The organism is Bradyrhizobium sp. CCBAU 21365 (assembly GCF_015291305.1).
GTDB lineage: Bacteria > Pseudomonadota > Alphaproteobacteria > Rhizobiales > Xanthobacteraceae > Bradyrhizobium > Bradyrhizobium elkanii.
Genome location: NZ_CP030036.1, coordinates 6,534,299 through 6,559,940 on the forward strand (window position 1 = coordinate 6,534,299; position 25,642 = coordinate 6,559,940).

The window sequence follows — 25,642 nt, forward strand, 5'->3', positions numbered from 1 at the left end:
GAGACAGACTGACAATCTCTGCGTTCACGGAGGTCGGACAACTCAAGGATGGCAGGCGGGTTGAAGATCACGACCGGCATCATTGCCGCGGTGCTGGTCATTGCGGCGGTGGCTCAGGCGCGCAGCGTGCTCGCCCCGCTTGCGGCCGCCCTGTTCATCATCGCGATCGTCTGGCCCGTTCAGCAACGGCTGCAGTCGTGGCTGCCGAAACTCCTCGCGCTCGCGGTTACCGTCGTCGTTACGACCGCTACCTGCGTCGCATTTGCCTCGCTTGCGGCGTGGGGGTTCGGCCGCGTCGGGCGCTCATTGATTACGGATGCGGCGCGGTATCAAGCCTTCTACGATGCCGCGGTGATCTGGCTCGACGGCCATGGCGTCTCGTTCGCCGGCCTTTGGGCGGAGCATTTCAACGTCGGCTGGCTGCTGCGCACCACGCAATACGTCACCGGCCGCGTCAACACCACGTTGAGTTTCTGGCTCGTCGCGCTGGTCTATGTCGTGCTGGGACTTCTCGAGGTCGAAGACGCTGGTCGACGAATCCAGCGGTTGGAGAATCGCACCGCTGCGCGCGTCCTGCTCAAGGGCAGCAAAGCGACGGCCGCCAAGTTTCGCAAGTATATGCTGGTGCGGACGCAGATGAGCGCGGTCACGGGTCTGTTGGTCGGCCTGTTCGCCGCCGTGACCGGACTGCCATTCGCATTCGAATGGGGCGTGATCGCCTTTGTCCTCAACTACATTCCTTTCGTCGGCCCTTTCATCGCGACGCTGTTCCCCACGCTGCTGGCCATGACGCAGTTCGAGAGCTGGCCCGCGGTGTTTGGTGTGTTCGCCTGTCTCAACGTCATCCAGTTCGTGGTAGGCAGCTATATCGAACCGCGGGTGGCCGGCTCGACATTGTCGATCTCGCCGTTCCTGGTGTTGTTTGCGATCTTCTTCTGGAGCTCGCTTTGGGGCCTGTTCGGGACCTTCATCGGCGTGCCGATCACGCTCGCTATTCTGACGTTCTGTGCCGAGAGTCCGTCGGCCGCCTGGATCGCTGATCTGTTCGGCGGATCGCACCAAGATAAGCCGGAAACCTCCTAGCTTCTGGCAATCTCAACCCGCTCAGGCTCGGCGAGGCAGAGCTTCCGGTCCGGGCCGACCATCATTCTGTGGATATAGAAATAACTGACCGCATCGTCGGCCCCCATCACCGGTGAAGGGGCCGAGACGACCTTCGACGCACCACACGTACCGATCCAATCGATATGCCGGTGACCGTGCATCACCACCGAGCGATCGGAGAACCTTTGCAACCTGCGCACAAACCAACTGCCGTTGATCAAGGCTGTCCCAATGCGCTCCGCAAATGTCTTCACCGGCATGGGATATTCCATCAAGTGATGATGTAGCGCGATGGTCCAGCATGCCGTCGGGAAATGACGGATCGCAGCCTCCAACCGCCGTGTTTGCGCTTCCGAAACCAAACCGAGCGCGTTGGTGAAGGAGAAGTGGGTTTCGGCGTTGGAGTTGAGAATGGCGATCCCGAGGCCGCCGTCCTGGTCCGGCGGCAGGATCATTGGGAATTGATCATCGAACAGGCCGCGGAGCGCCGCCGCGCGGCGCACGCCCCCGTGCTGCGCAAATTGCGTTATCCGATCATGATAAGGGGCCAGCGCCTGGTTCAGCGTGGCCGATGGTTTGCCGGAACCGTCGATGACGCGGACGCGATCGCCCTGGACGGCCGCGATCGCCGACAGGGTGCGCATCTGCCGTAGCCGCTTGCCTGGGCTGAACGGCAGGTCGAGGCGCGCGGGATTGGCGCGATCCACCACGTTAACGTCATGATTGCCCGGAAGCATGATGATGCGCGCAGCGAGCTCGGGATGACCCGCCAATGCATCGAGAAATTCCGCCCATTCGCCGGGCCGGCCGGCGTCCGTCATATCGCCGCTGATCAGCACATGGTCGAGCGGATCAATGGTGTGAATTTCGGCAAGGCGAGCCAGCACGCGATTGAAGCGTTCGTTTCCCCGCGGACCGGCGGTCCCGCTTTCGATGCGGAAGCCGTATCGCTCGCCGACCACGTGAAGATCGGACAGATGCGCAACGCGCCAGCAGCGGCCTCCGGACGGCGCCGCGTCGAAACCGGCAAGGTCGGCCGGTTGTTCCATACTGGCGTCGGCCACGCTCCAGGCCAGTGATGCGACCGCAAGATAGCAGGACACCAGCACCACGGCGTTCGCGAACGTCGGCAGCACAAGACGATGGATCAGGACCAGGTCATTGATGGTCGCAGTCCATTGCGAAGCAGGCCAGGCCAAGGCCGCGATCAATGCCGCCCCCGCAGAGAGCAGTATGCCGGCGCCGACCGAGCAACTGCGCCGCAGCCTCGTGCGAGAGGCAGGAGTTGCGCCGGCGCGCCAGAGCAGCTCCGCCAGATGGCCCAGTGCCTCGCGCGTGAAGGCGTAACTCGGTTGGACCGCGAGCGCGTTCAGCGACCAGAAGCTTGTTTCCGCGATTTGAAACAGCGGTCGCCCGCCGAGCCATCCCAACGCCGCGATCACAACCAGCGCCAGCACGGCGCCCACTTCGGAGAGGGCAAGAGCGTGTTGCGAAAGGCTCGAAATCCAGGCGGACGCGACCAGTGGCGCAAGGCCGAGCAGCACGCCCGGGAGCAGAAGCGAAATCGTCCAGGCGAACAACAGTTTCGCGGGGCTTATCTCAACCAGAAGGCTACCCACGATCGCGAACAACGAACGCTGTTCCGGGCTGGCGGCATTGTCCTCAAAGTCGCCGTGGCGGGGATCAAGCAGCACGCCGACGTCCTCCGTTGCATGGCGCATTCTGTCACAAACCGCTTCAGACCAACATACGCGCTCTCGACCTTGGCGGGTTACTCCGTTGACACATGCTTACCTGGAGGTTTCGCCTGCGGCTTGCTTGAGCATGATCTGTCCGGAAAACCGCGTCGCACTTTTCCGGTTCATGCTTCAGCGCAGCTTGCCGAAGAATTCGCGCACCTCGCCGATGAACAGCTCGGGCTGCTCGAATGCCGAGAAATGTCCGCCTTTCGGCATCTCGCTCCAGTGCTGGATGTTGGTGAAGTTCGTCTCCATCCATTTGCGGACCGGCGTGACGATCTCCTTGGGGAACGCAGCAACGCCGGTCGGCACGCTCACCTTGTGCGGGGTTCGCTTGCCCGGCCCGAAACTTTCCCAATAGAGCCGCGCCGACGACGCGGCCGTCGCGGTGACCCAGTACAGCATGACGTTGTCGAGCAGCTCGTCGCGGCTGAGGATGTTTTCCGGATGGCCGTCGCAATCGGTCCAGGCCCAGAATTTTTCCAGGATCCAGGCCGCCTGCCCGCTCGGCGAATCCGTCAGGCCATAGCCGAGCGTCTGCGGCCGGGTGGACTGCTGCTTGGAATAGCCGGAATCCCAGTCGGCGTAATATTTGATGCCGTTGAGCGCCCTCGTCTCCTCCGGCGTCGGCTGTCCCTCGACATTGGGCCGGGTCGACATCGCAAGCGTGATGTGAATGCCGGCGCAATGTGCAGCATCCTGTCCGCCGATCGCGGTCGTGACCGCGGAACCCCAGTCGCCGCCTTGTGCGAAATAGCTGGCGTATCCGAGCCGCTGCATCAGGACGGCCCAGGCCTTGGCGATCCGGTCGACGCCCCAGCCCGTCGCTACAGGCTTGGCCGAGAAGCCGAAGCCCGGCAGTGACGGGCACACCACGTGGAAGGCATCGGCGGCAACGCCGCCATGCGCCACAGGATCTGTCAATGGCTCGATCACCTTGTGGAATTCGACCACCGATCCCGGCCAGCCATGAGTAATGATCAAGGGCCGCGCCTCCGGGTGCTTCGAGCGGACATGGATGAAGTGGATGTCGAGCCCGTCGATTTCGGTGGTGAACTGGCTGAAGCGGTTGAGCCGCGCCTCGCGCTGCCGCCAGTCATAGGTCTCGGCCCAATAGTGGCAGACGTCCTTGATCCATTGCAGCGGCGCGCCCTGACTCCAGTCGTCGACCAGCTCGGCTTCCGGCCAGCGCGTTCGGCGCAGCCGGCTGCGCAGATCCTCGAGGACATCGTCGCTGACGGCGATGCGGAACGGGCTGATGGCGGTCATGGCGTCTCCCCGGGGATGCTGAACTTTCCGGAGAAGATAGGGGCGCCAAGCCCGCCGATCAAATCCGGGCCGCGTCATTTGCGGCGCCTCTCTGCGTCGTCTGCACAAACCCTGCACGACAAAGCGCGAATTCGGCATGACAAAGTCCGTCACAGCCGCCGTCATTTTGTTAAGAGAGGCGGCGATGGATCGGCATGCATCGCGCGATCGAGGCACGCATATCGCAGCTCACGGAGATTCTTGTGGCACTCTACCTGACGAGCGTCCTGAACGCGCAGGACGTTCTATTGAAGCTGGGATTGCCGCTGATCATCATGTTCTTGGCGGGATGGATCATCATCAGGCGATGGGTTAGCACGCCCGGCATCGCGCCAGGGTTTTCGCCGGCAGCATCGTCTGCCCTGTTCGCCCCCGTTCTCCTCGTCATGTACTTCTACGTGCTGCAGTCCAGCATGCAGGAAGGCATTGCCGCGCAAGCGGAGCTCGTCATGTTATACGGCGCGATTTTCGCACCGACATTTCTTCTGCTCGTTCCATTCGGGGTCGCTTCCCTGATCCGGGTGCGCCGACAAGGCAAGCCGCTCGGCAATGGGCTGCTGTGTATCGCATTTGCGGCCTGGCCGATCCTGCAGGTGGTGTGGATGTGTCTGCTGTTCGGCGAGTGGGAATAGCTCGCTGAGCTATTTGCCGATCGCCGCGTCGAGCAGCGCCTGGGCCTGCCTGGTGGCTACGGCGAAGGCCGGCTGCTGCGGCGCGCGCTCGGTGAAGCAGCGCTTGAACGCGTCCTCGCCCTGCTGGCGCAGGTCGCCGAGCTTGTCATAGGCCTGCCTGGTGATCTGCTTGCGCTCGAGCTTCTCGGCCGCTGCGTCGGCCTTCTTGTTGTAGTCGGTGCGGATCGCGGTGCAGGCCGGCACTTGCACCGCCGGCTCGATCTCGCCATAGGCGACATACATCTTGCCGCCGGCGAGCGCCGCCACGAACACCTCGTCGGCCTTGTCGGGGAACGAATCCTGGGTGCGGCCGGCCAGGAAGCCGTAAGCCAGGGCGACGGACGCCGGCTTGGCGATTGGCAGCTCGTCGAAATTGACCACCGCGGCATCGGTCGAGATCGCCTGGGTGTAGAGGCCCTCGAACTTCAGCGCAGCATCGACCTGCTGCGGCACGTTCTTGCTGCCCTTGTCCCACCACGTCTTGTGTTCGTGCAGCCAGCGCGTGAACAGAGGCTCGGTGGTGACGATGATATGGGCTTTCGGCTCGACGAAGCTGCCGTCGGGGCGCTTTTCTCCGATCTTTGCCCCGTCCCTGCCGGTGTCGGCATCGAAGCGCAGGCCGTCCAGCATACCGAACCCCATATCGCCCTTATATAAAGTGTCGAGGTTGAGCTGGGCGGGAGCAAAGCCTGGCCGGGCGGGCTGGGACAGGATAGCCGTCAGCTGCTCCTTCAGCTCGTCGCGCGCGGCCGCCTCTGCCTTGTCGACGGACTCATTGATCTTGTTGTCGTTCGACAGCTTGGTGAATTTGGCGATCGCGGCGTCACGCGCGGCGATATAGCGGTCCTCCGGCGACGCGGCGCGGGCCGGCGAAAGCAGCAGGATCGGGGGAAGGACGAGGGCAAGGCGGAAAATAAAATGCATGCCCTGTGGTCGTCCGCAGGGCATGCAAGGTTCAAGGTCACGGGTACTACCAGCATATCCCTCGCCGGCAGATCCTCTGCCGGCGCAGGATCTCGTCAAGGCGAGCCGGTCAGGCCGCCTTTGTCACGATGCCGTCGTCAGGCCGCTTTGGACTTCGCCACGTGGGTGGCGATCGCGTCCATCAGCGGCGGCGACAGGCAATCATAGGGCTCGAGCCCAAGCTCCTTGAGCCGCGACCTGATTCCGGCCATATCGGACGGCTTGACGCCGGACTCGATCACCGACGACACGAAGGCGGCAAATCCGGGCGCAGCCGAGCCGGACTCCTGGAACAGCTCGGGATGGATGAAGTCGAGGCCATAGAACGGATGGCCCTTGTTCTCGATCCGGCCGTACATATGGGTGCCACATCCGGTGCAGGCATGGCGCTGGATCACCGCAGCCGCGTCGACGATCTTCAGCTTGTCGCCGTTCTCCAGCACGGTGACGTTCTCGCGCGGAACCACCGCGACCACCGAGAAGGTGGCGCCCGAAGGCTTCCAGCATTTGGTGCAGCCGCAGGCGTGGTTGTGGGCGACGTCGCCCTTGATGCCGACCTTGACCGGCTTGTCCGCGCATTTGCAGACCAGCGTGCCGCCGGCAAAGCTGCCGGAGCCTTGCTTGACGCCATTGTCGACCGACGGGTGGATATGAACAGTCATTGACCTATCCTCCTAGTGCTTGGTGTTTTGATTTCAGAATACGACGACCGAACGGATCGATTTTCCCTCGTGCATCAGGTCGAAGCCCTTGTTGATCTCGTCGAGTTTCAGCACGTGGGTGATCATCGGATCGATCTGGATCTTTCCGCCCATGTACCAGTCGACGATCTTCGGCACGTCGGTGCGGCCGCGCGCGCCGCCGAAGGCGGTGCCCTTCCAGACCCGTCCGGTGACGAGCTGGAACGGCCGGGTCGCGATCTCCTTGCCGGATTCCGCGACGCCGATCACCACCGAGACACCCCAGCCGCGATGGCAGGCTTCCAGCGCCTGCCGCATCACGTTGGTGTTGCCGGTGCAGTCGAAGGTGTAGTCGGCGCCACCATCGGTGAGCCCGACAAGGTGCTGCACGATGTCGCCCGACACCTTGGTCGGGTTGACGAAATGCGTCATGCCGAACTGTTTGCCCCAAGCCTCCTTGGAGTCATTGATGTCGACGCCGATGATCTTGTCGGCGCCGACCATCTTGGCGCCCTGGATCACGTTGAGGCCGATGCCGCCGAGGCCGAACACGACCACGTTGGAGCCCGGCGTCACCTTGGCGGTGTTGACGACCGCGCCGACACCGGTGGTGACGCCGCAGCCGATGTAGCAGCTCTTGTCGAACGGCGCGTCCTCGCGAATCTTGGCCACCGCGATCTCGGGCAGCACGGTGAAGTTCGAGAAGGTCGAGCAGCCCATATAGTGGAAGACCGTCTTGCCCTTGTAGCTGAACCGCGAGGTGCCGTCGGGCATGACCCCCTTGCCCTGGGTGGCGCGGATCGCGGTGCAGAGATTGGTCTTCTGGCTCAGGCAGCTTTTGCACTGCCGGCATTCCGGCGTGTAGAGCGGGATCACATGATCGCCGGGCTTGACCGACGTCACGCCGGCGCCGACCTCGCGAACGATGCCCGCACCTTCGTGCCCGAGGATCGAGGGAAAGATGCCCTCGCTGTCGAAGCCGTCGAGCGTGTAGGCATCGGTGTGACAGATGCCCGTCGCCTTGATCTCGACAAGGACCTCGCCGGCCTTGGGGCCTTCCAGATCGAGCTCGACGATCTCAAGCGGCTTCTTTGCTTCAAATGCGACTGCGGCGCGGGTCTTCATCTTGGTCTCCACAAAACATCAAACAGGTTTCTCATTCGCGCCGGACACGCTCACTTCTTGTCGTTGTGACCCATGCAGGCGTCTTCCGCCTTTCCATAGGCTTCCGACTTGTCTTCATGCTTGGCCGGCCGAACACGCCCAACCGCATCATTGGCGCGGGCGCGCAGGTAGACATAGAGGTCGTCCATGTAGCAGGCAACGTTCGGGTTATCGCCGAATGCCGGCATGACGTTTTCCTGCGCCGTCGAGACGTTCTTGCGCCCGCTAGCGACCACGCCCATGAAATCCGGATAGGTCATGGTCTTGAGCGAATTCGCCAGCGCCGGAGCGTAGGTCGATCCCATTCCGTCGGGACCGTGGCAAACGTGGCACTCCGAGTGATAGCGGCGGTAGCCGGAGTAGGTGTACCAGTCCGTCGTGCCGTCGGCCGTAACCTTGAACGTCGGGTTTCCATCCTTGTCGAGATACTTGCCGTCCTCGGACTTGACGGCGGTCGGGTCGCCAGCGTCCTCGGCGGAGGCAACTCCACCCATTGCCACGACAAAGATCGCAGCACTCACAAACCAGATCTTACGCAAAAGCATATCCTCGCGTGCAGATTGAAGACGGACCGGCGCATGGAGATCGCCCATGCGCCGGAACGAGGTTGCTCAGCTCACTGCTGCGGCAGCGAGAACACGGTGAGCGTTCCACCGAGCGCGGTGTAGTTGCTCAGCGCGGCATAGCCGCCAACTGCACCAAGACCGGCCGTCGGATCAGTCAGACCGGCCGCGAGACCGATGCCTGCCCAACCGCCAACACCCGACAGAATGGCGACGTACTGCTTGCCGGCATGCTCATAGGTGGTGACGTTGCCGATGATGCCGGACGGGGTCTTGAACTTGTAGAGCTCCTTGCCCGTCTTGGCGTCGACAGCCTTCAGGTAGCCTTCCAGCGTGCCGTAGAACACCACGCCGCCGGCGGTCGCGAGCGCACCCGACCAGACCGAGAACTGCTCCTTGTTCGACCACACGATCTTGCCGGTCTTGCCGTCCCAGGCGATGAAGTTGCCCATGTTGGTCTCACCGGGAGGCGGATACATCGACAGCGTCGCGCCGACATAGGGTTGACCTGCGGTGTAGCTCACCTTGAACGGCTCGTAGTCCATGCAGACGTGGTTGGTCGGCACGTAGAACAGCTGCGTATCCGGCGAGTAGGCTGCCGGCTGCTCGTCCTTCGAGCCGAGCGCTGCCGGACAGATGCCCTTCACGTTGACGTCCTCACCGGCCTTGTCGGTCGACGCGGCATCAAGAACCTTCGGACGACCATAGGTCGGCGAGTCCTTCTTCATGTCGACGCCGGAGGTCCAGTTCACCTTCGGATCGTACTTCTCGGCGACCAGCAGTTCGCCGGTGGCGCGATCGAGGGTGTAGCCGAGGCCGTTACGGTCGAAGTGGGTCAGCAGCTTGCGCGCCTTGCCGTCGATCGTCTGATCCGAGAGGATCATCTCGTTGACGCCGTCATAGTCCCATTCGTCATGGGGCGTCATCTGGTAGACCCACTTAGCGACGCCGGTATCCGGGTTGCGTGCCCAGATCGTCATCGACCACTTGTTGTCGCCCGGACGCTGCTTCGGATTCCAGGTCGAGGGATTGCCCGACCCGTAATAGACGAGGTTCAGTTCGGGATCGTAGGAGATCCAGCCCCAGGTCGCGCCGCCGCCGATCTTCCACTGATCGCCCTGCCAGGTCTTCAGGCTCGAATCCTTGCCGATCGGCTTGCCAAGCTCGGTGGTCTTGTCGTCGACCAGAAGCTGGTCATCCGGACCTTCCGAGTAGCCGCGCCAGACCTGCTTGCCGGTCTTGATGTCGTAGGCGGTCACATGAGCCTGGACGCCGAACTCGCCGCCGGAAATGCCGAGCAGCACCTTGTCCTTGACCACCAGCGGCGCGGAGGTGCCGGTCGAGCCCTTGCTGGGATCGCCGTTCTTCACCGTCCATTCCACCTTGCCGGTCTTGGCATCGAGCGCCACCAGCGTGGTGTCGGCCTGGTGCAGGAAGATCTTGCCGTCGCCATAGGCAACGCCGCGGTTGACGGTGTCGCAGCACATCACCGGAATGACGTTCGGATCCTGCTTCGGTTCGTACTTCCAGACGATCTTGTTGTCCTGCGAAAGGTCAAGAGCATAGACCTTGTTTGGGAACGGGGTGTGGACGTACATGATGTTGCCGATGATCAGCGGACCGCCCTCGTGGCCGCGCAGCACGCCGGTCGAAAACGTCCAGGCGACCTGCAACTTTCCGACGTTCGAGGCGTTGATCTGATTCAGCTTGGAGTAACGCTGATTGGCGTAGTCTCCAGCCGGCATCACCCAGTCCTTCGGGTTCTGCGACATTTTGTGGAGTTCGTCATTGGCGTTGGCAGCTCCGACGGCAAATACCGCCATTGCCCCAAGACCGGTCGCGTAAAGCATCTTGCGCATCGTGGATTTCCTCCCAGGTTCAAGAGCTCAAGGGTTTCCGCCGAAACGGCCCCACTTCTTCCATTTTGGTGCCCCAGTCGTAGTCCTCTCGAAACACGCTGGCTTGCCCAATAGAGAAGAGCCGTTTGCTCAAAAGCGAAGCTTCGTCAGATTTTTGTCGCCCGGCCCTGAATTGGCTGGAAAGCTTGCTTCATGTTGCAGGGCATCAATCGCAGCCGGCGCGATCCGGATGCCAGATTGACGCGTGCTAAGGTTGCGCTTGACGAGCCCAGAACTAAGTCGGAGGATCACCCGACATTAACCGGGAAGAAATCCCGCCGCCTCCCTAAGCTATTCAGAATCAGGGAGAAGGCGCATCATCCCGGGCCAGACTTAAGCTCGGTGAGCAGTCACGTTGGGGATCGAATCGGTGGCTGGAAAGATGTCCGATACAGTCCATTCTCTCAGCACGAACGGATTGACGCCCAAGCGGCAGATCCAGCGCTGGTCGGATGCGCTCACTGACCTTTGCGGCCAGTTCGACGTCGATGCGCTGGAAGGATCGTCGCTCGAAGCCCGGGTTAATTTCACGACGGTATCGCGCTTGAAGCTGTGCCAGATCGAGGCAAGCCAGCACCGGATCGCGCACACCATCTCGCGCATCAAGCTGAGCGAGCATCCCTACATCAAGATCGTGTTCCAGACCCACGGCGTCTCGCATTTCGAGCAGGACGGCCTGCACTTCGACATCATGCCGGGCGACTGCTTCGCCTACGATGTGTCGTGTCCGCACACCATCATCAGCCCGTCGCTGACGCGGCATGAGGTCGTCATCGTTCCAAAGGATCTTCTCAAGGAGCGCGGCTTCCAGCTCTCCAAGATGGCGCCGTGCAAGCTGTCGGCGCGCAACGGCACCGGCCGCATCGCCTATGATTTCGTCCATGCCGCCTTCGGCGAGGCACCGACGCTGACCCCGGTCAACGCGGTCGGCGTGGCCGATGCGCTGATCGACCTGTTGCTGCTGCCGCTGCGCGAGACCGGCGCCATGTTCGACCGCGGCAGCGCCGAGGCCACCTATGTGCGGGCCCAGGGCTTCATTCGCGAGCATTTGCGCGATCCCGATCTCTGCATCGATCGCATTTCGGCGGCGCTCGGCTGTTCGAAGCGCTATCTGCACATGCTGTTCAGCGATCGCGGCATGACAGTCAGCGACTACATCTGGAAGGCCCGGCTGCAGAATTGCCGGCAGGAGCTGGAGTCCCAGAACGGCAAGACCATCACGGACGTCGCATTCTCCTGGGGCTTCTCGAGCTCATCGCATTTCAGCCGCGTCTTCCGGAAGTATTTCGGCATCGCGCCCTCCTCCGTCCACAAGGGCCTGCACGGCGGTATGCCGGCCGATGTGGTGCTGGAATAGCAGTTCCATCCGACGTGCAGGCGTTGCGCCATGCCGTCCGCCAACAGACTTTCCTCAATCAAGTTGTCCTCAACCAAGCTGTCCTCGATCAAGGTTTGGGCGCGCAACCTCAAGCGGGACAGCGTTGCGCTGTATCTCGCATCGCGTGATCCGCGGGTACCCTGGTATGCCAAGGCCCTTGCGGTCGCCGTCGCTGCCTACGCACTGTCTCCCATCGACCTGATCCCGGATTTCATTCCGGTGATCGGCTATCTCGACGATCTGATCCTGCTGCCGCTCGGCATCTGGCTTGCGATCTCGCTCGTGCCGGACGAGGTGATGACGGAATGCCGAGCCAAGGCCAGCGCCGTCTCGCAGCGTCCGACCAGCCGGGCGGGAATGATCGCGATCGTCGTGCTCTGGATCGCCGGCGCGCTGGCGCTGGCTTGGGCGGCTTTCAAATACTGGCGACAGCCAATCGTCTAGGACCGTGCGGCCTTTGGCACAAGCGCCTCGACCGTCACGCCATCATCGCTGGAATTGATGCTAAGCGTACCGCCGAGCGCGAGGATCCGCTCCCGCATCCCGGTTAAACCGCGACCAAGCCTGTGATCGCTCAGCAGGCCGCGGCCATTGTCGCGAACCCGCACCAGCGCGCAGTCGCGGCTGCCGCGTAGCCCTGCCTGCCGTTCCGCCGGTTCGATCGTGATATCGACCGCCGTCGCACCGGCATGGCGGAACACGTTGGTGAGCGCTTCCTGGACGATGCGGTAGATCGTGAGGTCGGCCATCTCGCCGGTATCGCCGAGCGCCGGCGAGATGCGGCTCTCGATCTCCACCTCCGGGTGGGTTTCGCTCCATAGCCGCACCAGCGCGCCGAGCGCTTCCGCAAGCCCGAGCTCGGCGAGTCCGACCGGCCGCAATCGCTCCAGAATCCGGCGCGTGAACTGCTGGAGCGCGTTGACCTGCTCGAGGATGGCGTTGCCGTGCTTGCGCAATGCCGCAGGGTCCGGCCTTTCGACTTCCGACAGCCGGGTCAGCGCGCCGGCATGCGCGCGCAGGGCAAACAGATAGGGCCCGAACTCGTCGTGCAATTCGCGCGCGATCTCCTTGCGCTCGGAATCCTGCAGCGAGACCGCACGCTCGGCGAGCTGCCGCTTGCCCTCCACGGCGTCGCCAAGGGTCGTCGCCAAATGGTTCAGTTTGGCACAGATCGCGGCCAATTCCGGCGACCCGCCGGGCTCGACGCGTGCATCGTAGTCCCCGGCCTCGATGCCGGTCATGGCCTGCGACAACGCCTCCAGCGGCGCCAGCGCGCGGCCGACCACCAGCATGGTGACCAGAAGCAGCGCGACCGCGATCGCGGAGCCGACCTCGAGCTGGGTGACGATGCCGTCCCAGATCTCGGCGATTTCGTCGTCGGGATGCGAGGTGATGACCAGCGATTGCGGCTTGCCGTGCACCGAGATCGGCACTCGCACCGAAGTCTGCTCGGGATGAACCAGCGCGACGAACCACTGCGGCGGAGCGCGCGGCTCGCCGGCGTCCTCGGGGCGATCAGGAGATTTTGCGGTCGCGCCATCCTGCCGCGTGATGCTGACATGACGCAGCCGGCTCAGGTCTTGAACGATCTGATCGAGCCGCGCATCGGGATCCGGCGCCTCGTCGAGACCGGCCACAATCGTCGCAACGAACTCGCGCGCCAGGCGGATCACGCTCTGGTCCTCGGCCTGGACACGCGGCCCCGCTTCCAGCACGAGCCGCGCAATATTGATGCCGAGGCCAAGCGCCAGGATCAGCGCCAGCAGCAGGTTGATCCGCGCGCGCAAGGATAGCTTTTGCCACATGACGTTGCCCCCGACCGCGATCCCTCCTCCGAGAGGATCGTTGACAGCCAAGTTTGCCCGGCTATCTAATCGCACCCTATCGCAATCTCGCACGAGGTGCACAACCGGTCGGAACCGACCTGTCCTTCGCGCAAACCGATGTGATGACGAGTGAATCGAAGCAGGTCGCCGGAACAACAACGCCATGCACATTCTGATCGTTGACGATCATCCCATCGTTGCCTCCGGTTGCCGCACCGTGTTCGCCGACGATCCCGAGATCACGCTGCTGGAAGCGGCGGATGCCGAAAGCGGCGAACGGGCGTTCGTCGCGGAGAAGCCCGATCTCTGCGTGATCGACATCAACCTGCCGACGGTCTCCGGCTTCGAGCTGGCGCGCCGCATCCTGACGCATGATGCATCTGCGCGCCTCATCATGTTCAGCATGAACGACGACCCGGTGTTCGCCGCGCGCGCCATCGACATCGGCGCCAAGGGCTACGTTTCAAAGACCGGCGATCCCAACGATCTGGTGGAAGCGGTGCGCGAGGTCGGCAATGGCGGCGTCTATCTGCCGCCGGCGATCGCGCGCAACGTGGCGTTCGCGCGGCCGGGCTTTGCGCAAAATCCACTCTCCAAGCTCACTTCGCGCGAGATGGAGATCCTGCGCCTGCTCAGTTCCGGCAAGAGCCTGTCGGAGATCGCCTGGCTGGTGCATTCGTCATACAAGACGGTCGCAAACACGTCATCGATCATGCGCCAGAAGCTTGGCGTGCGCACGTCGGCAGAGCTGGTGCGGCTGGCGATCGAGAGCGGCGTCGCCTGACGCAGCGCTCCAACCAAGAGGAATACGACAATGCAGACGGTTTCCCAGAACAAGTCGCATGGCGGCACGCAAGGCGTCTATCGGCATCCAAGCCGCGAGACCAAGACCGACATGACCTTCTCGGTGTTCGTCCCTGAGCATGCGGCCGGCACCAGGCTGCCCGTCGTCACCTATCTGTCGGGCCTGACTTGCACCCACGCCAACGTCACCGAGAAGGGCGAATTCCGCCAGGCATGCGCCGAGCTCGGCCTGATCTTCGTCGCACCCGACACCAGCCCGCGCGGCGAAGGCGTCCCCGGCGATCCCGCCAATTCATACGATTTCGGGCTCGGCGCGGGCTTCTATGTCGACGCGACGGAGCCGCCGTTCGCGACCAATTACCGGATGTGGAGCTACGTCACCGAGGAACTGCCAAAGCTGATCGCCGAACAATTCCCGGTCGACACGACGCGGCAGTCGATCCTCGGTCACTCCATGGGCGGCCATGGCGCGCTGACGGTGGCGCTGCGCTATCCCGATCGTTATCGGGCGGCCAGCGCGTTTGCGCCGATCGTGGCGCCGTCGCAGGTGCCGTGGGGCAACAAGGCGCTCGGCGGCTATCTCGGCAGCAACAAGCAGGCGTGGCGCAAGCACGACGCCGTTGCCCTGATCGAGGACGGTGCCCGCTTCTCCGATCTGCTGGTCGATTACGGCGATGCCGACGGATTTCTCACCGAGCAGCTGCGGCCCGAACTCCTGAAGGTCGCGTGCGAGAAGGCCAACATCCCCCTCACCCTGCGGCGTCAGCCGGGCTACGACCACAGCTATTACTTCATCTCGACCTTCATGGCCGATCACCTGCGCTGGCACGCAGCGCGGCTGAAGGCGTGATGCTTGCCGCGCCGAGGCGGCGCGATACCAAAATGTCGAAAACAACCCCATGCACAGTAGCCGGCGGCGGCGCTCGACCAGCCAACGTTCGACCAGACGACTTGACACGTCGGGCAACTCAGGACTATTCTTCTAATATTCCGAAATCGTCCAAACACCCGTCGCTCATCGTGCCTGCGGCGCGCCGTAATTCGGCGCGAGCAGGCGGTTGCGCACGAGGTAGTCGGTGGCGCGCGACCAGGATTCGTCGGTATTGCCGCGCATGTCGGCGCTCGCCGCTGCCAGCAATTGCCCGCTATGCACGTCGCGCAGATAGAGATTGATGTTGAGGATGAGGTTGGAGACCTTCTGCACCACGCCCGTCATCACGAGATCAGCGCCCAACTCGCCGGCCAGCTTCACATCGCAGCCGCCACAGGCCTGAAGATTGCTGCCATGCGCCGCAGCATTGACCGGGGCGATGTCGAGCACGCGGAACTTGCCTGAGTCCGCGAGCTCCTTGCGCACCTGGTCGCCGGCCCGGAGCAGCCGCGCCTGCTCATCGGCGCGCGGCCCGCTCATCTCCCCCTGCAGGCTGGTGTCGATCATCTCGAGGTCGAACACCGCGAGCTTGGGCGGTTCGGCGCGTACCGCCGCAGACATCACCAGCAAAGATATGACGAGGCCAAGCGCCGATCTCATGATTGTGAACCAATCGAATTTGTAACGTCGCAACGACAAAAAGCGGGGTTGCAAGCTAGGCCAATTCCGGCATCTTGCAAGTCAACAGCATGGAAGCCGGATTTCCGAAAGGCCATGCCGAGTGAAAAAAGACTGCGGGAGGAGTTATGTTGCGATGGCTGATCGGCACGATCGCGCTCAGCATGGTGGCGACCGGCGCGCTGGCGGCTGATCCCGTCGAGGTTCATATCGGCTATCTCGGCCTTTCCGGCGTCAAATCGACGCTCTCGCTGATCGAGCAGCCCGCCGACAATGACGGCATCGCCGGCGCGCGCCTCGCGATCGAGGACAACAACACTACCGGGAAATTCCTCAACCAGCGCTTCGTGCTCGACGAGGTCAAGGTCAAGGACAGCGACGATGTCGCCAAGGTCGCGACCGATCTCGCCGGCCGCAACGACTATATCATCACCGACCTGCCGGCCGATGCCCTGCTCAAGGTCGCCGACGCGCTGCGCGACCGCGGCACCGTGCTGCTGAACGCGGGCGCAATCGACGACCGGCTGCGCGAGCAGGACTGCCGCGCCAATGTCATCCACATCGCACCGACCCGCTCGATGCTGGCGGACGCGCTTGGCCAGTATCTGGTGTGGAAGCAGTGGAAGCGCTGGCTGCTGGTGGTCGGCTCGCATGATCAGGACAAGCTTTACGCCGACGCGCTGCGCCGCGCCGCCACCCGTTTCGGCGCCAAGATCGTCCAGGAACGGACATTCGAGGACACCGGCGGCGCGCGCCGCACCGACAGCGGCGTGACCTTGATCCAGCGCCAGATGCCGGTGTTCACGCAGCAGGCGCCGGCCTACGACGTGCTGGTCGCCGCCGACGAGAGCGAGGTGTTCGCGAACTACCTGCCGTACCGTACCTGGGACCCGCGGCCGGTGGCGGGCTCGGCGGGCCTCGTGCCGACCAGCTGGGACGCGGCACATGACCAATGGGGCGCGGTCCAGATTCAGAACCGCTTCGTCAAGCTGAACATGCGCCGCATGACGGCGCTCGACATGCAGGCCTGGACCGCCGCGCGCATGATCGGCGAAGCCACATCGCGCACCAATTCAGGAGATCCCAGGAAGGTCATCGCCTTCCTCAAGGGCAAGGATTTCTCGATTGCCGCTTTCAAGGGCACGCGCTTGACCCTGCGAGACTGGAATCTGCAGCTCCGCCAGCCGATCCTGCTGGCCGATGGTCGTATGGTGGTCTCGGTCTCGCCGCAGGAAGGTTTCCTGCATCAGGTCTCCGAACTCGACACGCTCGGAGTTGACCGGCCTGAAACGAAGTGCAAGCTGCAGTGAGGGAGATGAAACGCATGTGGCGCCGCTGTCTGTTGACCGGGATGCTCGTTTGGCTTGCCGCGGCACCGGCGTCCGCCTTCGTTGCCTATGTCTCCAACGAGAAGGGCAACACCGTCACGGTGATCGACACCAACAGCTGGACGGTGACCAAGACCATCAAGGTCGGCCAGCGGCCGCGCGGCATCGAGTTCTCGCGCGACGGCAAATTCGTGATGGTCGCGGTCGGCGACGACGACACGATCCAGGTGATCGACACCAAGACCCAGGAGATCGTCGACACCCTGCCCTCCGGTCCCGATCCTGAATTGTTCACCCAGGATGCCGCCGGCAAGACCATGTATGTCGCCAACGAGAACGACAACACCGTGACCGTGATCGATCTCGAAAAGCGCGCCCGGATCGGCGACATCCAGGTCGGCGTCGAACCCGAGGGAATGACGATCAGCCCGGACGGCAAGATCCTGATCAACACGTCCGAGACGACCAACATGGCGCATTTCATCGACACGTCGACGCGCCAGATCGTCGCCAATGTGCTGGTCGATTCGCGGCCGCGCTTCGCCCAGTTCAAGCGCGACGGCTCCGAACTGTGGGTCTCCTCCGAGATCGGCGGCACGGTGTCGATCGTCGATCCGGTCAAGCGCGAGGTGACCGGCAAGATCACCTTCGAAATTCCGGGCCTGCGCAACGAGGCGATCCAGCCCGTCGGCATCGGCATGACCAAGGACGGCAAGACTGCATTCATTGCGCTCGGCCCCGCCAACCGCGTCGCGGTCGTCGACGGTATGACCCACAAGGTCCTCAAATATCTCCTGGTCGGCCAGCGGGTCTGGCACATGGATTTCACCCCGGACGAAAAATATTTGCTGGTCACCAACGGCGTCTCGAACGACGTCTCGGTGATCGACGTTGCATCCCAGAAGGTGATCAAGACCATTCAGGTCGGTGAACTGCCCTGGGGGATCACGATCGCGCAGCCATGACCGCAACCGACGCCCATATCGCGAGCCAGCCCTCGCCGGATGCAGGCCCTGGAACAGCCGCGGCCGTGCAACCGGCGCTGTCGATCGGCAATGTCAGCCATAGCTACGGCCCGCGCCGCGCTCTGATCGATGTCAGTTTCACGGTACAGCCTGCGAGCTTCACCGCGCTGCTGGGCCTCAATGGCGCCGGCAAGAGCACGCTGTTCTCGCTGGTGACGCGGCTGTTCGGCATCCAGAACGGCCAGATCAAGATCTTTGGCCACGACATCAGCCGGACGCCTGGTGAAGCGCTGCGGCTGATGGGCGTCGTGTTCCAGCCGCGAACGCTCGACCTCGACCTCTCGCTGACGCAGAACCTGCTGTATCACGCCGCGCTGCACGGCATCTCGCGGCGCGAGGCGCGGCTGCGCAGTGCCGAGGTGCTTGGCCGCATCGGGCTTGCCGACCGCGCCGCCAGCAAGGTGCGCGATCTCTCGGGCGGCCAGATGCGAAGGCTTGAGATCGCCCGCGCGCTACTGCACCGGCCCCGGCTGCTGCTGCTCGACGAGGCCACGGTCGGGCTCGACGTCAAGGCGCGCGCCGACATCCTCGACCATGTCCGGCAGCTCGTCACCGAACAGGGCATCGGCGTGCTCTGGGCGACGCATCTGTTCGACGAGATCATGCCAAACGACGACCTCGTCGTGCTGCATCAGGGCCGAATGCTGGCGCACGGCCCGGTGTCGCGCGTGATCGCGGACGCAGGCGCCCAGGACGTCAACACCGCGTTCATGCGGCTGACCGGAACGGCAACACTCGCGGGGAGACCGCCGTCATGACCAGCACGACGGTTACGCCTGAGCGAAGCGGCTTCTCGCTGTCGGAATACATCGTCTGCCTGAACGGCATCGTGTGGCGCGAGGCGCTGCGCTTCCTGCATCAGCGCGAGCGCTTCGTGTCGGCGCTGGTCAGGCCGCTGGTCTGGCTGTTCATCTTCGCGGCCGGCTTCCGGCAGGTGCTCGGCATCTCGATCATCCCGCCCTACGAGACCTACATCCTCTACGAGGTCTACATCGCGCCCGGGCTGATGGCGATGATCCAGCTCTTCAACGGCATGCAATCCTCGCTGTCGATGGTCTACGACCGCGAGATGGGCAACATGCGCACGCTGCTGGTCAGCCCGCTGCCACGCGGCTATCTCCTGTTCTGCAAGCTGCTCGCGGGCACGGCCGTGTCGCTGCTGCAGGTCTATGCCTTCCTTGTCATCGCATGGTTCTGGGACGTCGCGCCGCCGACGATCGGCTACCTCACCGTGCTTCCGGCGCTGGTGCTGTCGGGCCTTATGCTCGGCGCGCTCGGCATGCTGATCTCGGCCAGCATCAAGCAGCTGGAAAATTTCGCTGGCGTGATGAACTTTGTGATCTTCCCGATGTTCTTCGCATCGTCGGCCCTCTACCCGCTGTGGCGCGTGCAGGAAGGCAGCCCGATGCTGTATTATATCTGCCAGTGCAATCCGTTCACGCATGCGGTGGAGCTGATCCGGTTTGCGCTGTATGGCAAGATGAACTGGATTTCGCTCGCGGTGGTCGGCGGCTGCACGGTCGTCTTCATGATCGGCGCGATCCTGGCTTACGATCCATCGCGCGGCCTGGTGCGCCGCGGACCCGGCGGAGGCGAGGCATGACAGGCTGGCGAACAGGACTGGGCGCGCTGCTCGCGATGGTTCTGTCGAACCAGGTCGCATCAGCTGCCGACCCGCGCTATCCGGACTGGCCCTGCCAACAGGCCAAGGTGCCCGAGATCTCGCTCGCCGCGGTCTGGGCCGGGCCGCCGCTCGGCGACGCCGAGACCAAGTGGAAGGACGACCCGAAAGTCAGCGCACTCGCGATCAAGCTCGCGGCGCGCCGCGTCCCGCTGGAGGAGGCGCAGAAGGAGATCACCGAATTCCTGTCAGCTGCCGCGGCCGACAAGGCCAATGCGGGAAAGCTGCTGTTCGCGGGCCTGTTCGATACGCTGAACGGACAGCGCGCCTCGGTGATGAACGGGCTCGAGCGCGTGATGCGCAAGCAGCGCGAGGCCGCGGAGAAGATCCGCGACGACACGCTCAAGCTGCAAGCGCTGCAGGACGCGACACCGCCGGACCAGGTCAAGGTCGACGAGCTCGGCAACCAACTGGTCTGGGAGACCCGCATTTTCGAGGACCGCGGGCGCGTGGTGAAATTCGTCTGCGAGGTGCCGACCGCCATCGATCAGCGCCTGTTCGCGCTCGGCCGGACCATCCAGCAGGAGCTCGATTGAGGCCTGCGACCGATCGCCCCGGGATCGTTAACGCGCCGCCTTGCCGGTCTGTTGGGTAACAATCTGTTGGGCCGCGCCGATCCGGAACAAACTGCGCTGCCCGCTCGTTGTCTCCAACTATATCTGAAGTTGGGAGACCTCCATGAAAGCAGCCAAGATCGTCATGACCAGCCTTGCCGCCGCGAGCCTGGTCACCTCAGCGGCTTTGGCCCAGCAATCCATGTCGGGAATGGTCACCAAGATTGACCGACTGAGTGGAACCATCTCGATCCAGCAGACGCAAAGCGGCACGGTGGGCGCGTCGGGCGGCTCGATTCAGGAATACAAGGTACCCAAGGGACAATCGCTGGAGGCCTTCCACGCCGGTGACAAGGTCTCGTTCACCACAACGGACAGCGACGGCGGCAAGACCATCAACAAGCTCGACAAGCAGAAGTAACGCCCGGGTGGGCGCGTAGGGGGCGGGCTCATTGCTCTCCCTCGCGCGGCTCGGGCTCGGCATCCGCCAGCGGCAATTTGGCACGCTCCCAGCCGTCGGTTCCCTCCGGATACCAGGCCACGTTGCGGTAGCCGTAGGACAGCACGCGCTTGGCGGCGTTCCACGACATCCAGCAATTCTCCTGGCAGTAGATCACGAGCAATCTGGTCGCCTCGCCGCCTGAGGCGCGGGCGAGCCCGCGTCGCAGATAATCCTCCGTGGGCGCAGCGAGCTTGCCGTAGCCGGTGTCGGGCAGCCAGATGCTGCCGGGAATGTTGAGGTGCGGCCGTTCGCGCCACACCGTGCCGGCGGGCAGGTTTGGCTTCGGCGCGCGCGGCAGCACGTCGACGAAGCCGGCGGACTTGTCGCGCCAGATCGCTTCCGCTTCCGCGGTCGTGAGCACCCGTGCGCCGGCAAGCGTCACCGGCACCGGCGCGCGGTAGTCCTCGGTGCGATAGCCCTCCGGCTCTGCGGGTGGGTCCTGCGCGCGGACAGACGAAGCGGCGACGAACATCACCGCAAGCACGGCCGCGAGCCTGATCATGGTGATTTGGTCATGGTGATTTGGTCGCGGTCTCCGGCCCGATTGGACGGTCGTTCTCGTCGAGCAGCGGGACGCCGTAGTCGAGCAGGATCTTGTTGATCTCGGGCTGGTTCTCCTGGATCAGGCGATTGAGCTGGCGCTTCCAGTTCTGGTCGGATGCCCGCACGCCCATGCCGATGCGATAGACCAGCTTCGGTCCCGTGGTCTCCTTGACCAGCGGCGTGATGTGCAGCGGCGGGTTGGCCTTCTTGGCGTAAAAGCCCGCCATCGGCCCCCACAGGATGCCGGCGTCGATCTCACCCTTGGCGAGATCGTTCATCATCGCCTCGGCCGATGAATCGTAGCGCGTATCGATCATCAGCGGATAAGGCTTCGCATTGGTCATCAGGCCGTTGATGGCCATGTTGGTCGCGGGCGGCGTTCCCGCCACGATGCCGATATGCTTGCCCTTCAGCCGCTCGTCCTCGAGCGTCGTGACCTCATCGAGCCCACTGCCCGGCTTGGCGACGATCGCATAGGCTGTGCGGTAATAGGGATTGGTGCCCTGCGCGAGGTCATCGCCTTGCGGAAAGCCCATGATCACGTCGCAGCGATGCGCGCCGAGCGTCATCCGCACGAAGCCGGTCGCCTGCGGAAAGAACATGTAGTCGAGCTTCTTTTGCAGTTTCCCGGCCAGCAGTTCGCCGATCTTGTTCTCAAACCCCTCGCCCTTGTCGTTCGAGAACGGCAGGTTGCGGGGATCGGCACAGATACGCAGCACGCGGGCATCGATGAGTTCGATGGAAAGTTCGCCCTGATCATTGACCTGCGCGCGCGCAGTGTCGCGACCGGCCAGACAGGCGATGAAGCCGACAAGCGCGAGCAGAACAGGACGGCATCCGACAATTCTCATTACGCGGTCTCCTCTTGATCGGATCGATCGCCGCCATCCAGCAATTGCCCGGCGCACCATGACGTGCAACAGGAATGATGTTCGCGACCACGCCGCGTTGCTTGCTGCAGCGCAAACTGGAACGCCACGACATCGATCGCGCGTCCCCGAGTAACTGAGGCGGAAACATGGCTCATGGCGGTTCGGTGCTTGCGCTGCTCCTGATGCTTTGGGCGCCGACCATAGCGCGGGCGCAAGAGGTGGAATTGCCTGTAAGCGAAGTCGCTCCCGGAATATTCGTTCACACCGGGGTCACCGCGTTGATGACGCGCGAGAACGAAGGCGCCATCGCCAATGTGGGATTCGTGATCGGCGACAGCGCCGTCGCCGTCATCGACACCGGCGGCAGCGTCCGCGAAGGACGACAGCTGCTCGCCGCGGTCCGCAGCCATACCGACAAGCCGATCCGCTACGTGATCAACACCCACGCGCATCCGGATCACAGCTTCGGCAATGCGGCTTTCGTCGGCGACGGGACCAGCTTCGTCGGCCACAAGTCGCTGCCACGCGCGCTGGCCGCACGCGGACAATTCTACCTCGACGGGTTTCGCCGGACCATGGGCGACGAGTTGATCGACGAGGTGAAGATCGTCCCCCCGACCGTGCTGGTCGCGGACACGCTGAAGCTCGAGCTCGGCGGACGGACCCTCACCCTGAAAGCGTGGCCGCCCGCCCATAGCGACAACGACCTCACGGTCCTCGACGAGCAAACCAGGACTCTGTTCGCCGGCGATATGGTGTTTCTCATCCATATTCCCGTGGTCGACGGCAGCCTCAGGGGCTGGCTGCGCGCGCTCGACGCGCTCGCTGCGATCTCCGCCGAGCGCGTGGTTCCCGGTCACGGCCCCGTGAGCGCGTGGCCGGCAGCGCTTGCCGATGAACGCCGTTATCTCGGGGTGCTGGCCGCGGACGTGCGCGCACTGGTCGCAAGCGGCAAGCCGATCACGGCCGCGGCGGAGCACGCCGCAGCCGCCGAGCGGCCGCGCTGGCAATTGTTCGACGATTACAACGCCCGCAACGCAACTGCAGCATTCTCGGAAATTGAATGGGAATAGCTGTTCGTCCTATAGTGACGCGGCTGTATAGGATTTCGCGACCATGACCGGACATCGCGCCCGCCTGCTTTGTATCGCAAGCCTGCTCACGATCGCGCTGGGCACACCGGCTGCGCCTGCGGCGGAGGCTTATGATCCCTGGCCCGGTCTCGTCCAGGACATCTTCAGCAACCGTCCGATGAATGACGGAAATGATGTCATCGGCATCGAGATGCCGATGCGCGCGGAAGACGCCGCGATCGTGCCGGTCACGCTGCGCACCAAGCTGCAGCCGAGCGACAGCCGCCGCGTCGTTGCGATCACGCTTGTGATCGACGAGAATCCCGCGCCGATGGCCGCGAAATTCACGCTGGGGCCGGCCGCCAACGTCACCGAGATCTCGACCCGCGTCCGCGTCAACAACTACACCAATGTGCACGCCGTCGCGGAGCTCAGCGACGGAAAGCTCTATGTGAGCAAGGTCTATGTCAAAGCCTCCGGCGGCTGCTCGGCGCCGGCCGGCAAAAACGTCGAGGAAGCCAAGAACCGCCTCGGCCAGATGCGCTACCGGGAATTCACCAAGTCCGAACAGGGACCTGCGACCAGCACGCGGCAAGCCCAGATCATGATCGGGCATCCGAATAATTCAGGCCTGCAGATGGACCAGGTCACGCAGCTCTATATCCCGGCCTTCTTCGTCAACGAGCTGCACATCTGGCAGGACGACAGTCCGGTGCTGGCGATGGAGGGCGGAATCTCGATTTCCGAGGACCCCAATATCCGTTTCACCTACGTCTCGAATGGCGCCAAGCGCTTCCGTGCCGAAGCCAAGGACACCGAAGGGCACATCTTCGAGCACGAATGGAAGGTCGAGAATCCCGGCACCTGACGCGCCGGCGATTCTCACGATCAGAGCTGGAGCCCCGTTCCGCTTCATGCGGAACGGGGCTCTGGATTTTTGCCTTGACGCGTTTTCTGCACGCGAACCCGGGGGCCACTTCGCTCGAAAACCCTCTAGAAGCACCTGACTTCGGCTTCGGCCTGGGCGCGCCTGAGGTCATTGAGCGCGGTCGCCGCCTGCTCGGACGAGCGGAACTGGCCACCCAGATTGCCACGCACCTGCGCCATGCTCAGCACGGTCTCGGCGGTGACGTAGCGATCATAGGGGATGATCGAGGCGACGACGTCGATCGAGCAGGAACATTGCTCGATTGACTGCCGGGATTCGCCATTGGCCTTCATGCAGCCGAACACATACTCCGCCCGCGCCGAGGTCGGATAGTCGTTGATCTCCTGGGCCCGCACGCTGACGGCCGTCCCGGCGAGCACCAGGATGGCGACAATCGGTCGTAGCATGCCAGCTCCTGCCATGGTCCTGCTTCCTCTTCTCTTTCCGCAAGCTATGCTATGGATGTTGATCAGAAAAGAAAACATTCGGGGAAGTGGCTCAAGAAGCGATGATCATCTCTGTACGCACGGTGTTGGCTGCGGCAGTTCTGGCGGTCATGCAGTTCGGCACCTCGTGCTACGCGCAGACCATCCGCGTTGCAGCGCAGAAGACCGGAACGCTGGCCTGGGAACTGGCCGTCATTCGCTCCCATGGTCTCGACAAGAAGGCCAATCTGTCGATCGACGTCGTCGAGCTGGCCAGCCCCGAGGCCGGCAAGATCGCGCTGCGCGCCGGCACGGCCGACGTGATGGTATCGGACTGGCCCTGGGTGTCGCGCGAGCGGTCGCTCGGCGCCAAGCTGCAATTCTATCCCTATTCGAGCGCGCTGGGCGCCGTGATGGTCCCGGCCTCCTCGCCGGTCAAGACGCTCGCGGACCTCAAGGGGCGCAAGCTTGCCATTGCCGGCGGCGCGATCGACAAGAACTGGCTGCTGCTGCAGGCCGCATCGAAGCAGGACGGCGTCGACCTGAAGTCGCAGGCGACCATCGTCTATGGCGCACCGCCGCTGCTGGCCGCCAAGACGCTCGGCGGCGAGATGGATGCGACGCTCAACTACTGGAATTTCTGCGCCGCGCTCGAAGCCAAGGGCTTTCGCCGGCTCGCCGGGATGGAGGAGATCCTGCAAAAGCTCGGCAGCAAGGGCCGCATCGCCATGATCGGCTACGTGTTCGACGAAGCCTGGGCCAACGCCAACAAGGATCTGGTGGCCCGCTTCATCGCCGTGACGCGCGCCGCGAAAGAGATTCTGGCGACCTCGGATGCCGAATGGGACGCGATCGCGTCGCTCACCGGCGCGCAGGATGCCGCAACCCTGCATGCCTATCGTGAGCGCTATCGCGAAGGCATTCCGCGCCGTCCGATCGCCGAAGAGGAGGCGGATGCCCGCGTGCTCTACCGCGTGTTGGCGCAGCTCGGCGGCCGCGACCTGGTCGGCACGGCAACCGAACTCGATCCCGGCACCTTCTACCAAGCGATCCCGGGAGACTAG

27 protein-coding genes are annotated in these 25,642 nt (G+C 63.6%); 15 read left to right on the forward strand and 12 right to left on the reverse strand.

Annotated elements, in window-relative coordinates; translation table 11 throughout:
- The first annotated feature begins 48 nt into the window (after window positions 1-48).
- Window positions 49-1,083 carry an AI-2E family transporter gene (locus XI02_RS30835; protein ID WP_172647519.1) on the forward strand — a complete coding sequence of 345 codons (1,035 nt, stop codon included), beginning with the start codon at window positions 49-51 and terminating at the stop codon, window positions 1,081-1,083.
- On the opposite strand, the gene XI02_RS30840 is transcribed toward XI02_RS30835, so the two are convergent.
- Both XI02_RS30840 and XI02_RS30845 read right to left on the reverse strand, forming a co-directional pair.
- Window positions 1,080-2,798 carry a metallophosphoesterase gene (locus XI02_RS30840; RefSeq protein WP_311988744.1) on the reverse strand — a complete coding sequence of 573 codons (1,719 nt, stop codon included), beginning with the start codon at window positions 2,796-2,798 and terminating at the stop codon, window positions 1,080-1,082. The genes XI02_RS30835 and XI02_RS30840 overlap by 4 nt on opposite strands.
- Window positions 2,799-2,972: 174 nt before the next feature.
- Complete coding sequence (locus XI02_RS30845; protein WP_018272868.1) at window positions 2,973-4,112, reverse strand: epoxide hydrolase family protein; 1,140 nt, start codon at window positions 4,110-4,112, stop codon at window positions 2,973-2,975.
- Window positions 4,113-4,306: 194 nt separating this feature from the next.
- Between XI02_RS30845 and XI02_RS30850 the strand changes: the two genes are divergently transcribed.
- Window positions 4,307-4,783 carry a hypothetical protein gene (locus tag XI02_RS30850; protein WP_018272869.1) on the forward strand — a complete coding sequence of 159 codons (477 nt, stop codon included), beginning with the start codon at window positions 4,307-4,309 and terminating at the stop codon, window positions 4,781-4,783.
- 9 nt (window positions 4,784-4,792) lie between these two features.
- Here XI02_RS30850 and XI02_RS30855 read toward each other — a convergent pair whose 3' ends face one another.
- The 5 genes from XI02_RS30855 to xoxF5 form a co-directional block, all read right to left on the reverse strand.
- On the reverse strand, window positions 4,793-5,746 hold the full coding sequence (locus XI02_RS30855; RefSeq protein WP_172647518.1) for a hypothetical protein: 954 nt from the start codon (window positions 5,744-5,746) through the stop codon (window positions 4,793-4,795).
- 137 nt (window positions 5,747-5,883) lie between these two features.
- Window positions 5,884-6,447: an S-(hydroxymethyl)glutathione synthase gene (gene gfa / locus XI02_RS30860; RefSeq protein ID WP_018272871.1), complete on the reverse strand. Its 564-nt coding sequence runs from the start codon at window positions 6,445-6,447 to the stop codon at window positions 5,884-5,886.
- 33 nt (window positions 6,448-6,480) lie between these two features.
- Window positions 6,481-7,590 (reverse strand): S-(hydroxymethyl)glutathione dehydrogenase/class III alcohol dehydrogenase, encoded by a 1,110-nt coding sequence (locus XI02_RS30865; RefSeq protein ID WP_026193090.1) that lies wholly within the window; start codon window positions 7,588-7,590, stop codon window positions 6,481-6,483.
- 50 nt (window positions 7,591-7,640) lie between these two features.
- Window positions 7,641-8,123: a c-type cytochrome, methanol metabolism-related gene (locus XI02_RS30870; protein ID WP_038379125.1), complete on the reverse strand. Its 483-nt coding sequence runs from the start codon at window positions 8,121-8,123 to the stop codon at window positions 7,641-7,643.
- Between the two features lie 122 nt (window positions 8,124-8,245).
- Window positions 8,246-10,051 carry a lanthanide-dependent methanol dehydrogenase XoxF5 gene (gene xoxF5 / locus XI02_RS30875; RefSeq protein WP_018272874.1) on the reverse strand — a complete coding sequence of 602 codons (1,806 nt, stop codon included), beginning with the start codon at window positions 10,049-10,051 and terminating at the stop codon, window positions 8,246-8,248.
- A gap of 421 nt (window positions 10,052-10,472) precedes the next feature.
- Here xoxF5 and XI02_RS30880 point away from each other — a divergent pair, with 421 nt between their 5' ends.
- Window positions 10,473-11,447, forward strand: a complete 975-nt coding sequence (locus XI02_RS30880; protein WP_016847804.1) for a helix-turn-helix domain-containing protein — start codon at window positions 10,473-10,475, stop codon at window positions 11,445-11,447.
- A gap of 30 nt (window positions 11,448-11,477) precedes the next feature.
- Window positions 11,478-11,912, forward strand: a complete 435-nt coding sequence (locus tag XI02_RS30885; protein WP_244981073.1) for a YkvA family protein — start codon at window positions 11,478-11,480, stop codon at window positions 11,910-11,912.
- Here XI02_RS30885 and XI02_RS30890 read toward each other — a convergent pair.
- Complete coding sequence (locus XI02_RS30890) at window positions 11,909-13,273, reverse strand: histidine kinase (RefSeq protein WP_172647517.1); 1,365 nt, start codon at window positions 13,271-13,273, stop codon at window positions 11,909-11,911. The two genes, XI02_RS30885 and XI02_RS30890, sit on opposite strands and share 4 nt — an antisense overlap.
- Before the next feature lie 184 nt (window positions 13,274-13,457).
- On the opposite strand from XI02_RS30890, the gene XI02_RS30895 reads away from it, so the two are divergent.
- Entirely contained in the window at window positions 13,458-14,078 is a 621-nt protein-coding gene (locus XI02_RS30895; protein ID WP_172647516.1) for a response regulator transcription factor, read from the forward strand.
- Window positions 14,079-14,108: 30 nt separating this feature from the next.
- A complete protein-coding gene (fghA, locus tag XI02_RS30900; RefSeq protein ID WP_172647515.1) occupies window positions 14,109-14,948 on the forward strand; it encodes an S-formylglutathione hydrolase in 840 nt (279 codons plus the stop codon).
- Between the two features lie 165 nt (window positions 14,949-15,113).
- Here the strand turns inward: fghA and XI02_RS30905 are convergent, their stop codons facing one another.
- Window positions 15,114-15,629, reverse strand: coding sequence for a DUF3280 domain-containing protein (locus tag XI02_RS30905; RefSeq protein WP_244981072.1), 516 nt, complete (start codon window positions 15,627-15,629; stop codon window positions 15,114-15,116).
- Window positions 15,630-15,775: 146 nt separating this feature from the next.
- Between XI02_RS30905 and XI02_RS30910 the strand changes: the two genes are divergently transcribed.
- From XI02_RS30910 to XI02_RS30935, 6 genes are all read left to right on the forward strand, one after another.
- Window positions 15,776-16,957 carry an ABC transporter substrate-binding protein gene (locus XI02_RS30910; protein ID WP_018272881.1) on the forward strand — a complete coding sequence of 394 codons (1,182 nt, stop codon included), beginning with the start codon at window positions 15,776-15,778 and terminating at the stop codon, window positions 16,955-16,957.
- 5 nt (window positions 16,958-16,962) lie between these two features.
- Complete coding sequence (locus XI02_RS30915) at window positions 16,963-17,940, forward strand: YVTN family beta-propeller repeat protein (protein ID WP_172647514.1); 978 nt, start codon at window positions 16,963-16,965, stop codon at window positions 17,938-17,940.
- Window positions 17,937-18,758 carry an ABC transporter ATP-binding protein gene (locus tag XI02_RS30920; protein WP_018272883.1) on the forward strand — a complete coding sequence of 274 codons (822 nt, stop codon included), beginning with the start codon at window positions 17,937-17,939 and terminating at the stop codon, window positions 18,756-18,758. Before XI02_RS30915 ends, XI02_RS30920 begins: the two co-directional genes overlap by 4 nt.
- Complete coding sequence (locus XI02_RS30925; RefSeq protein WP_194483244.1) at window positions 18,755-19,603, forward strand: ABC transporter permease; 849 nt, start codon at window positions 18,755-18,757, stop codon at window positions 19,601-19,603. Before XI02_RS30920 ends, XI02_RS30925 begins: the two co-directional genes overlap by 4 nt.
- Complete coding sequence (locus XI02_RS30930; protein WP_244981071.1) at window positions 19,600-20,217, forward strand: hypothetical protein; 618 nt, start codon at window positions 19,600-19,602, stop codon at window positions 20,215-20,217. The genes XI02_RS30925 and XI02_RS30930 overlap by 4 nt, the downstream gene beginning before the upstream one ends.
- A gap of 142 nt (window positions 20,218-20,359) precedes the next feature.
- Entirely contained in the window at window positions 20,360-20,656 is a 297-nt protein-coding gene (locus XI02_RS30935; protein WP_026193095.1) for a copper-binding protein, read from the forward strand.
- 28 nt (window positions 20,657-20,684) lie between these two features.
- On the opposite strand, the gene XI02_RS30940 is transcribed toward XI02_RS30935, so the two are convergent.
- Together XI02_RS30940 and XI02_RS30945 are read right to left on the reverse strand one after the other, a co-directional pair.
- Window positions 20,685-21,239: a PQQ-dependent catabolism-associated CXXCW motif protein gene (locus XI02_RS30940; RefSeq protein WP_172647512.1), complete on the reverse strand. Its 555-nt coding sequence runs from the start codon at window positions 21,237-21,239 to the stop codon at window positions 20,685-20,687.
- Between the two features lie 10 nt (window positions 21,240-21,249).
- Window positions 21,250-22,131: a substrate-binding domain-containing protein gene (locus tag XI02_RS30945; protein WP_018272889.1), complete on the reverse strand. Its 882-nt coding sequence runs from the start codon at window positions 22,129-22,131 to the stop codon at window positions 21,250-21,252.
- Window positions 22,132-22,298: 167 nt separating this feature from the next.
- Between XI02_RS30945 and XI02_RS30950 the strand changes: the two genes are divergently transcribed.
- Complete coding sequence (locus XI02_RS30950) at window positions 22,299-23,225, forward strand: quinoprotein relay system zinc metallohydrolase 2 (protein WP_018272890.1); 927 nt, start codon at window positions 22,299-22,301, stop codon at window positions 23,223-23,225.
- 43 nt (window positions 23,226-23,268) lie between these two features.
- Window positions 23,269-24,093 carry a quinoprotein dehydrogenase-associated SoxYZ-like carrier gene (locus XI02_RS30955; protein WP_018272891.1) on the forward strand — a complete coding sequence of 275 codons (825 nt, stop codon included), beginning with the start codon at window positions 23,269-23,271 and terminating at the stop codon, window positions 24,091-24,093.
- A 125-nt stretch (window positions 24,094-24,218) separates the two neighbouring features.
- On the opposite strand, the gene XI02_RS30960 is transcribed toward XI02_RS30955, so the two are convergent.
- Entirely contained in the window at window positions 24,219-24,560 is a 342-nt protein-coding gene (locus tag XI02_RS30960) for a hypothetical protein (RefSeq protein WP_018272892.1), read from the reverse strand.
- 149 nt (window positions 24,561-24,709) lie between these two features.
- Between XI02_RS30960 and XI02_RS30965 the strand changes: the two genes are divergently transcribed.
- Entirely contained in the window at window positions 24,710-25,642 is a 933-nt protein-coding gene (locus XI02_RS30965; RefSeq protein ID WP_244620827.1) for an ABC transporter substrate-binding protein, read from the forward strand.

Bases quoted from the DNA above. Each gene is read 5' to 3' on its own strand.
- XI02_RS30965 (WP_244620827.1), top strand. From the start codon at position 24,710: ATGCAGTTCGGCACCTCGTGCTACGCGCAGACCATCCGCGTTGCAGCG.
- XI02_RS30890 (WP_172647517.1), bottom strand. From the start codon at position 13,273: ATGTGGCAAAAGCTATCCTTGCGCGCGCGGATCAACCTGCTGCTGGCG.
- gfa (WP_018272871.1), bottom strand. From the start codon at position 6,447: ATGACTGTTCATATCCACCCGTCGGTCGACAATGGCGTCAAGCAAGGC.
- fghA (WP_172647515.1), top strand. From the start codon at position 14,109: ATGCAGACGGTTTCCCAGAACAAGTCGCATGGCGGCACGCAAGGCGTC.
- XI02_RS30895 (WP_172647516.1), top strand. From the start codon at position 13,458: ATGCACATTCTGATCGTTGACGATCATCCCATCGTTGCCTCCGGTTGC.
- XI02_RS30960 (WP_018272892.1), bottom strand. From the start codon at position 24,560: ATGCTACGACCGATTGTCGCCATCCTGGTGCTCGCCGGGACGGCCGTC.
- XI02_RS30855 (WP_172647518.1), bottom strand. From the start codon at position 5,746: ATGCATTTTATTTTCCGCCTTGCCCTCGTCCTTCCCCCGATCCTGCTG.
- xoxF5 (WP_018272874.1), bottom strand. From the start codon at position 10,051: ATGCGCAAGATGCTTTACGCGACCGGTCTTGGGGCAATGGCGGTATTT.
- XI02_RS30940 (WP_172647512.1), bottom strand. From the start codon at position 21,239: ATGATCAGGCTCGCGGCCGTGCTTGCGGTGATGTTCGTCGCCGCTTCG.
- XI02_RS30910 (WP_018272881.1), top strand. From the start codon at position 15,776: ATGTTGCGATGGCTGATCGGCACGATCGCGCTCAGCATGGTGGCGACC.
- XI02_RS30930 (WP_244981071.1), top strand. From the start codon at position 19,600: ATGACAGGCTGGCGAACAGGACTGGGCGCGCTGCTCGCGATGGTTCTG.
- XI02_RS30945 (WP_018272889.1), bottom strand. From the start codon at position 22,131: ATGAGAATTGTCGGATGCCGTCCTGTTCTGCTCGCGCTTGTCGGCTTC.
- XI02_RS30870 (WP_038379125.1), bottom strand. From the start codon at position 8,123: ATGGGTGGAGTTGCCTCCGCCGAGGACGCTGGCGACCCGACCGCCGTC.
- XI02_RS30955 (WP_018272891.1), top strand. From the start codon at position 23,269: ATGACCGGACATCGCGCCCGCCTGCTTTGTATCGCAAGCCTGCTCACG.
- XI02_RS30915 (WP_172647514.1), top strand. From the start codon at position 16,963: ATGAAACGCATGTGGCGCCGCTGTCTGTTGACCGGGATGCTCGTTTGG.
- XI02_RS30950 (WP_018272890.1), top strand. From the start codon at position 22,299: ATGGCTCATGGCGGTTCGGTGCTTGCGCTGCTCCTGATGCTTTGGGCG.
- XI02_RS30920 (WP_018272883.1), top strand. From the start codon at position 17,937: ATGACCGCAACCGACGCCCATATCGCGAGCCAGCCCTCGCCGGATGCA.
- XI02_RS30880 (WP_016847804.1), top strand. From the start codon at position 10,473: ATGTCCGATACAGTCCATTCTCTCAGCACGAACGGATTGACGCCCAAG.
- XI02_RS30845 (WP_018272868.1), bottom strand. From the start codon at position 4,112: ATGACCGCCATCAGCCCGTTCCGCATCGCCGTCAGCGACGATGTCCTC.
- XI02_RS30905 (WP_244981072.1), bottom strand. From the start codon at position 15,629: ATGAGATCGGCGCTTGGCCTCGTCATATCTTTGCTGGTGATGTCTGCG.
- XI02_RS30935 (WP_026193095.1), top strand. From the start codon at position 20,360: ATGAAAGCAGCCAAGATCGTCATGACCAGCCTTGCCGCCGCGAGCCTG.
- XI02_RS30865 (WP_026193090.1), bottom strand. From the start codon at position 7,590: ATGAAGACCCGCGCCGCAGTCGCATTTGAAGCAAAGAAGCCGCTTGAG.
- XI02_RS30850 (WP_018272869.1), top strand. From the start codon at position 4,307: ATGCATCGCGCGATCGAGGCACGCATATCGCAGCTCACGGAGATTCTT.
- XI02_RS30925 (WP_194483244.1), top strand. From the start codon at position 18,755: ATGACCAGCACGACGGTTACGCCTGAGCGAAGCGGCTTCTCGCTGTCG.
- XI02_RS30885 (WP_244981073.1), top strand. From the start codon at position 11,478: ATGCCGTCCGCCAACAGACTTTCCTCAATCAAGTTGTCCTCAACCAAG.
- XI02_RS30835 (WP_172647519.1), top strand. From the start codon at position 49: ATGGCAGGCGGGTTGAAGATCACGACCGGCATCATTGCCGCGGTGCTG.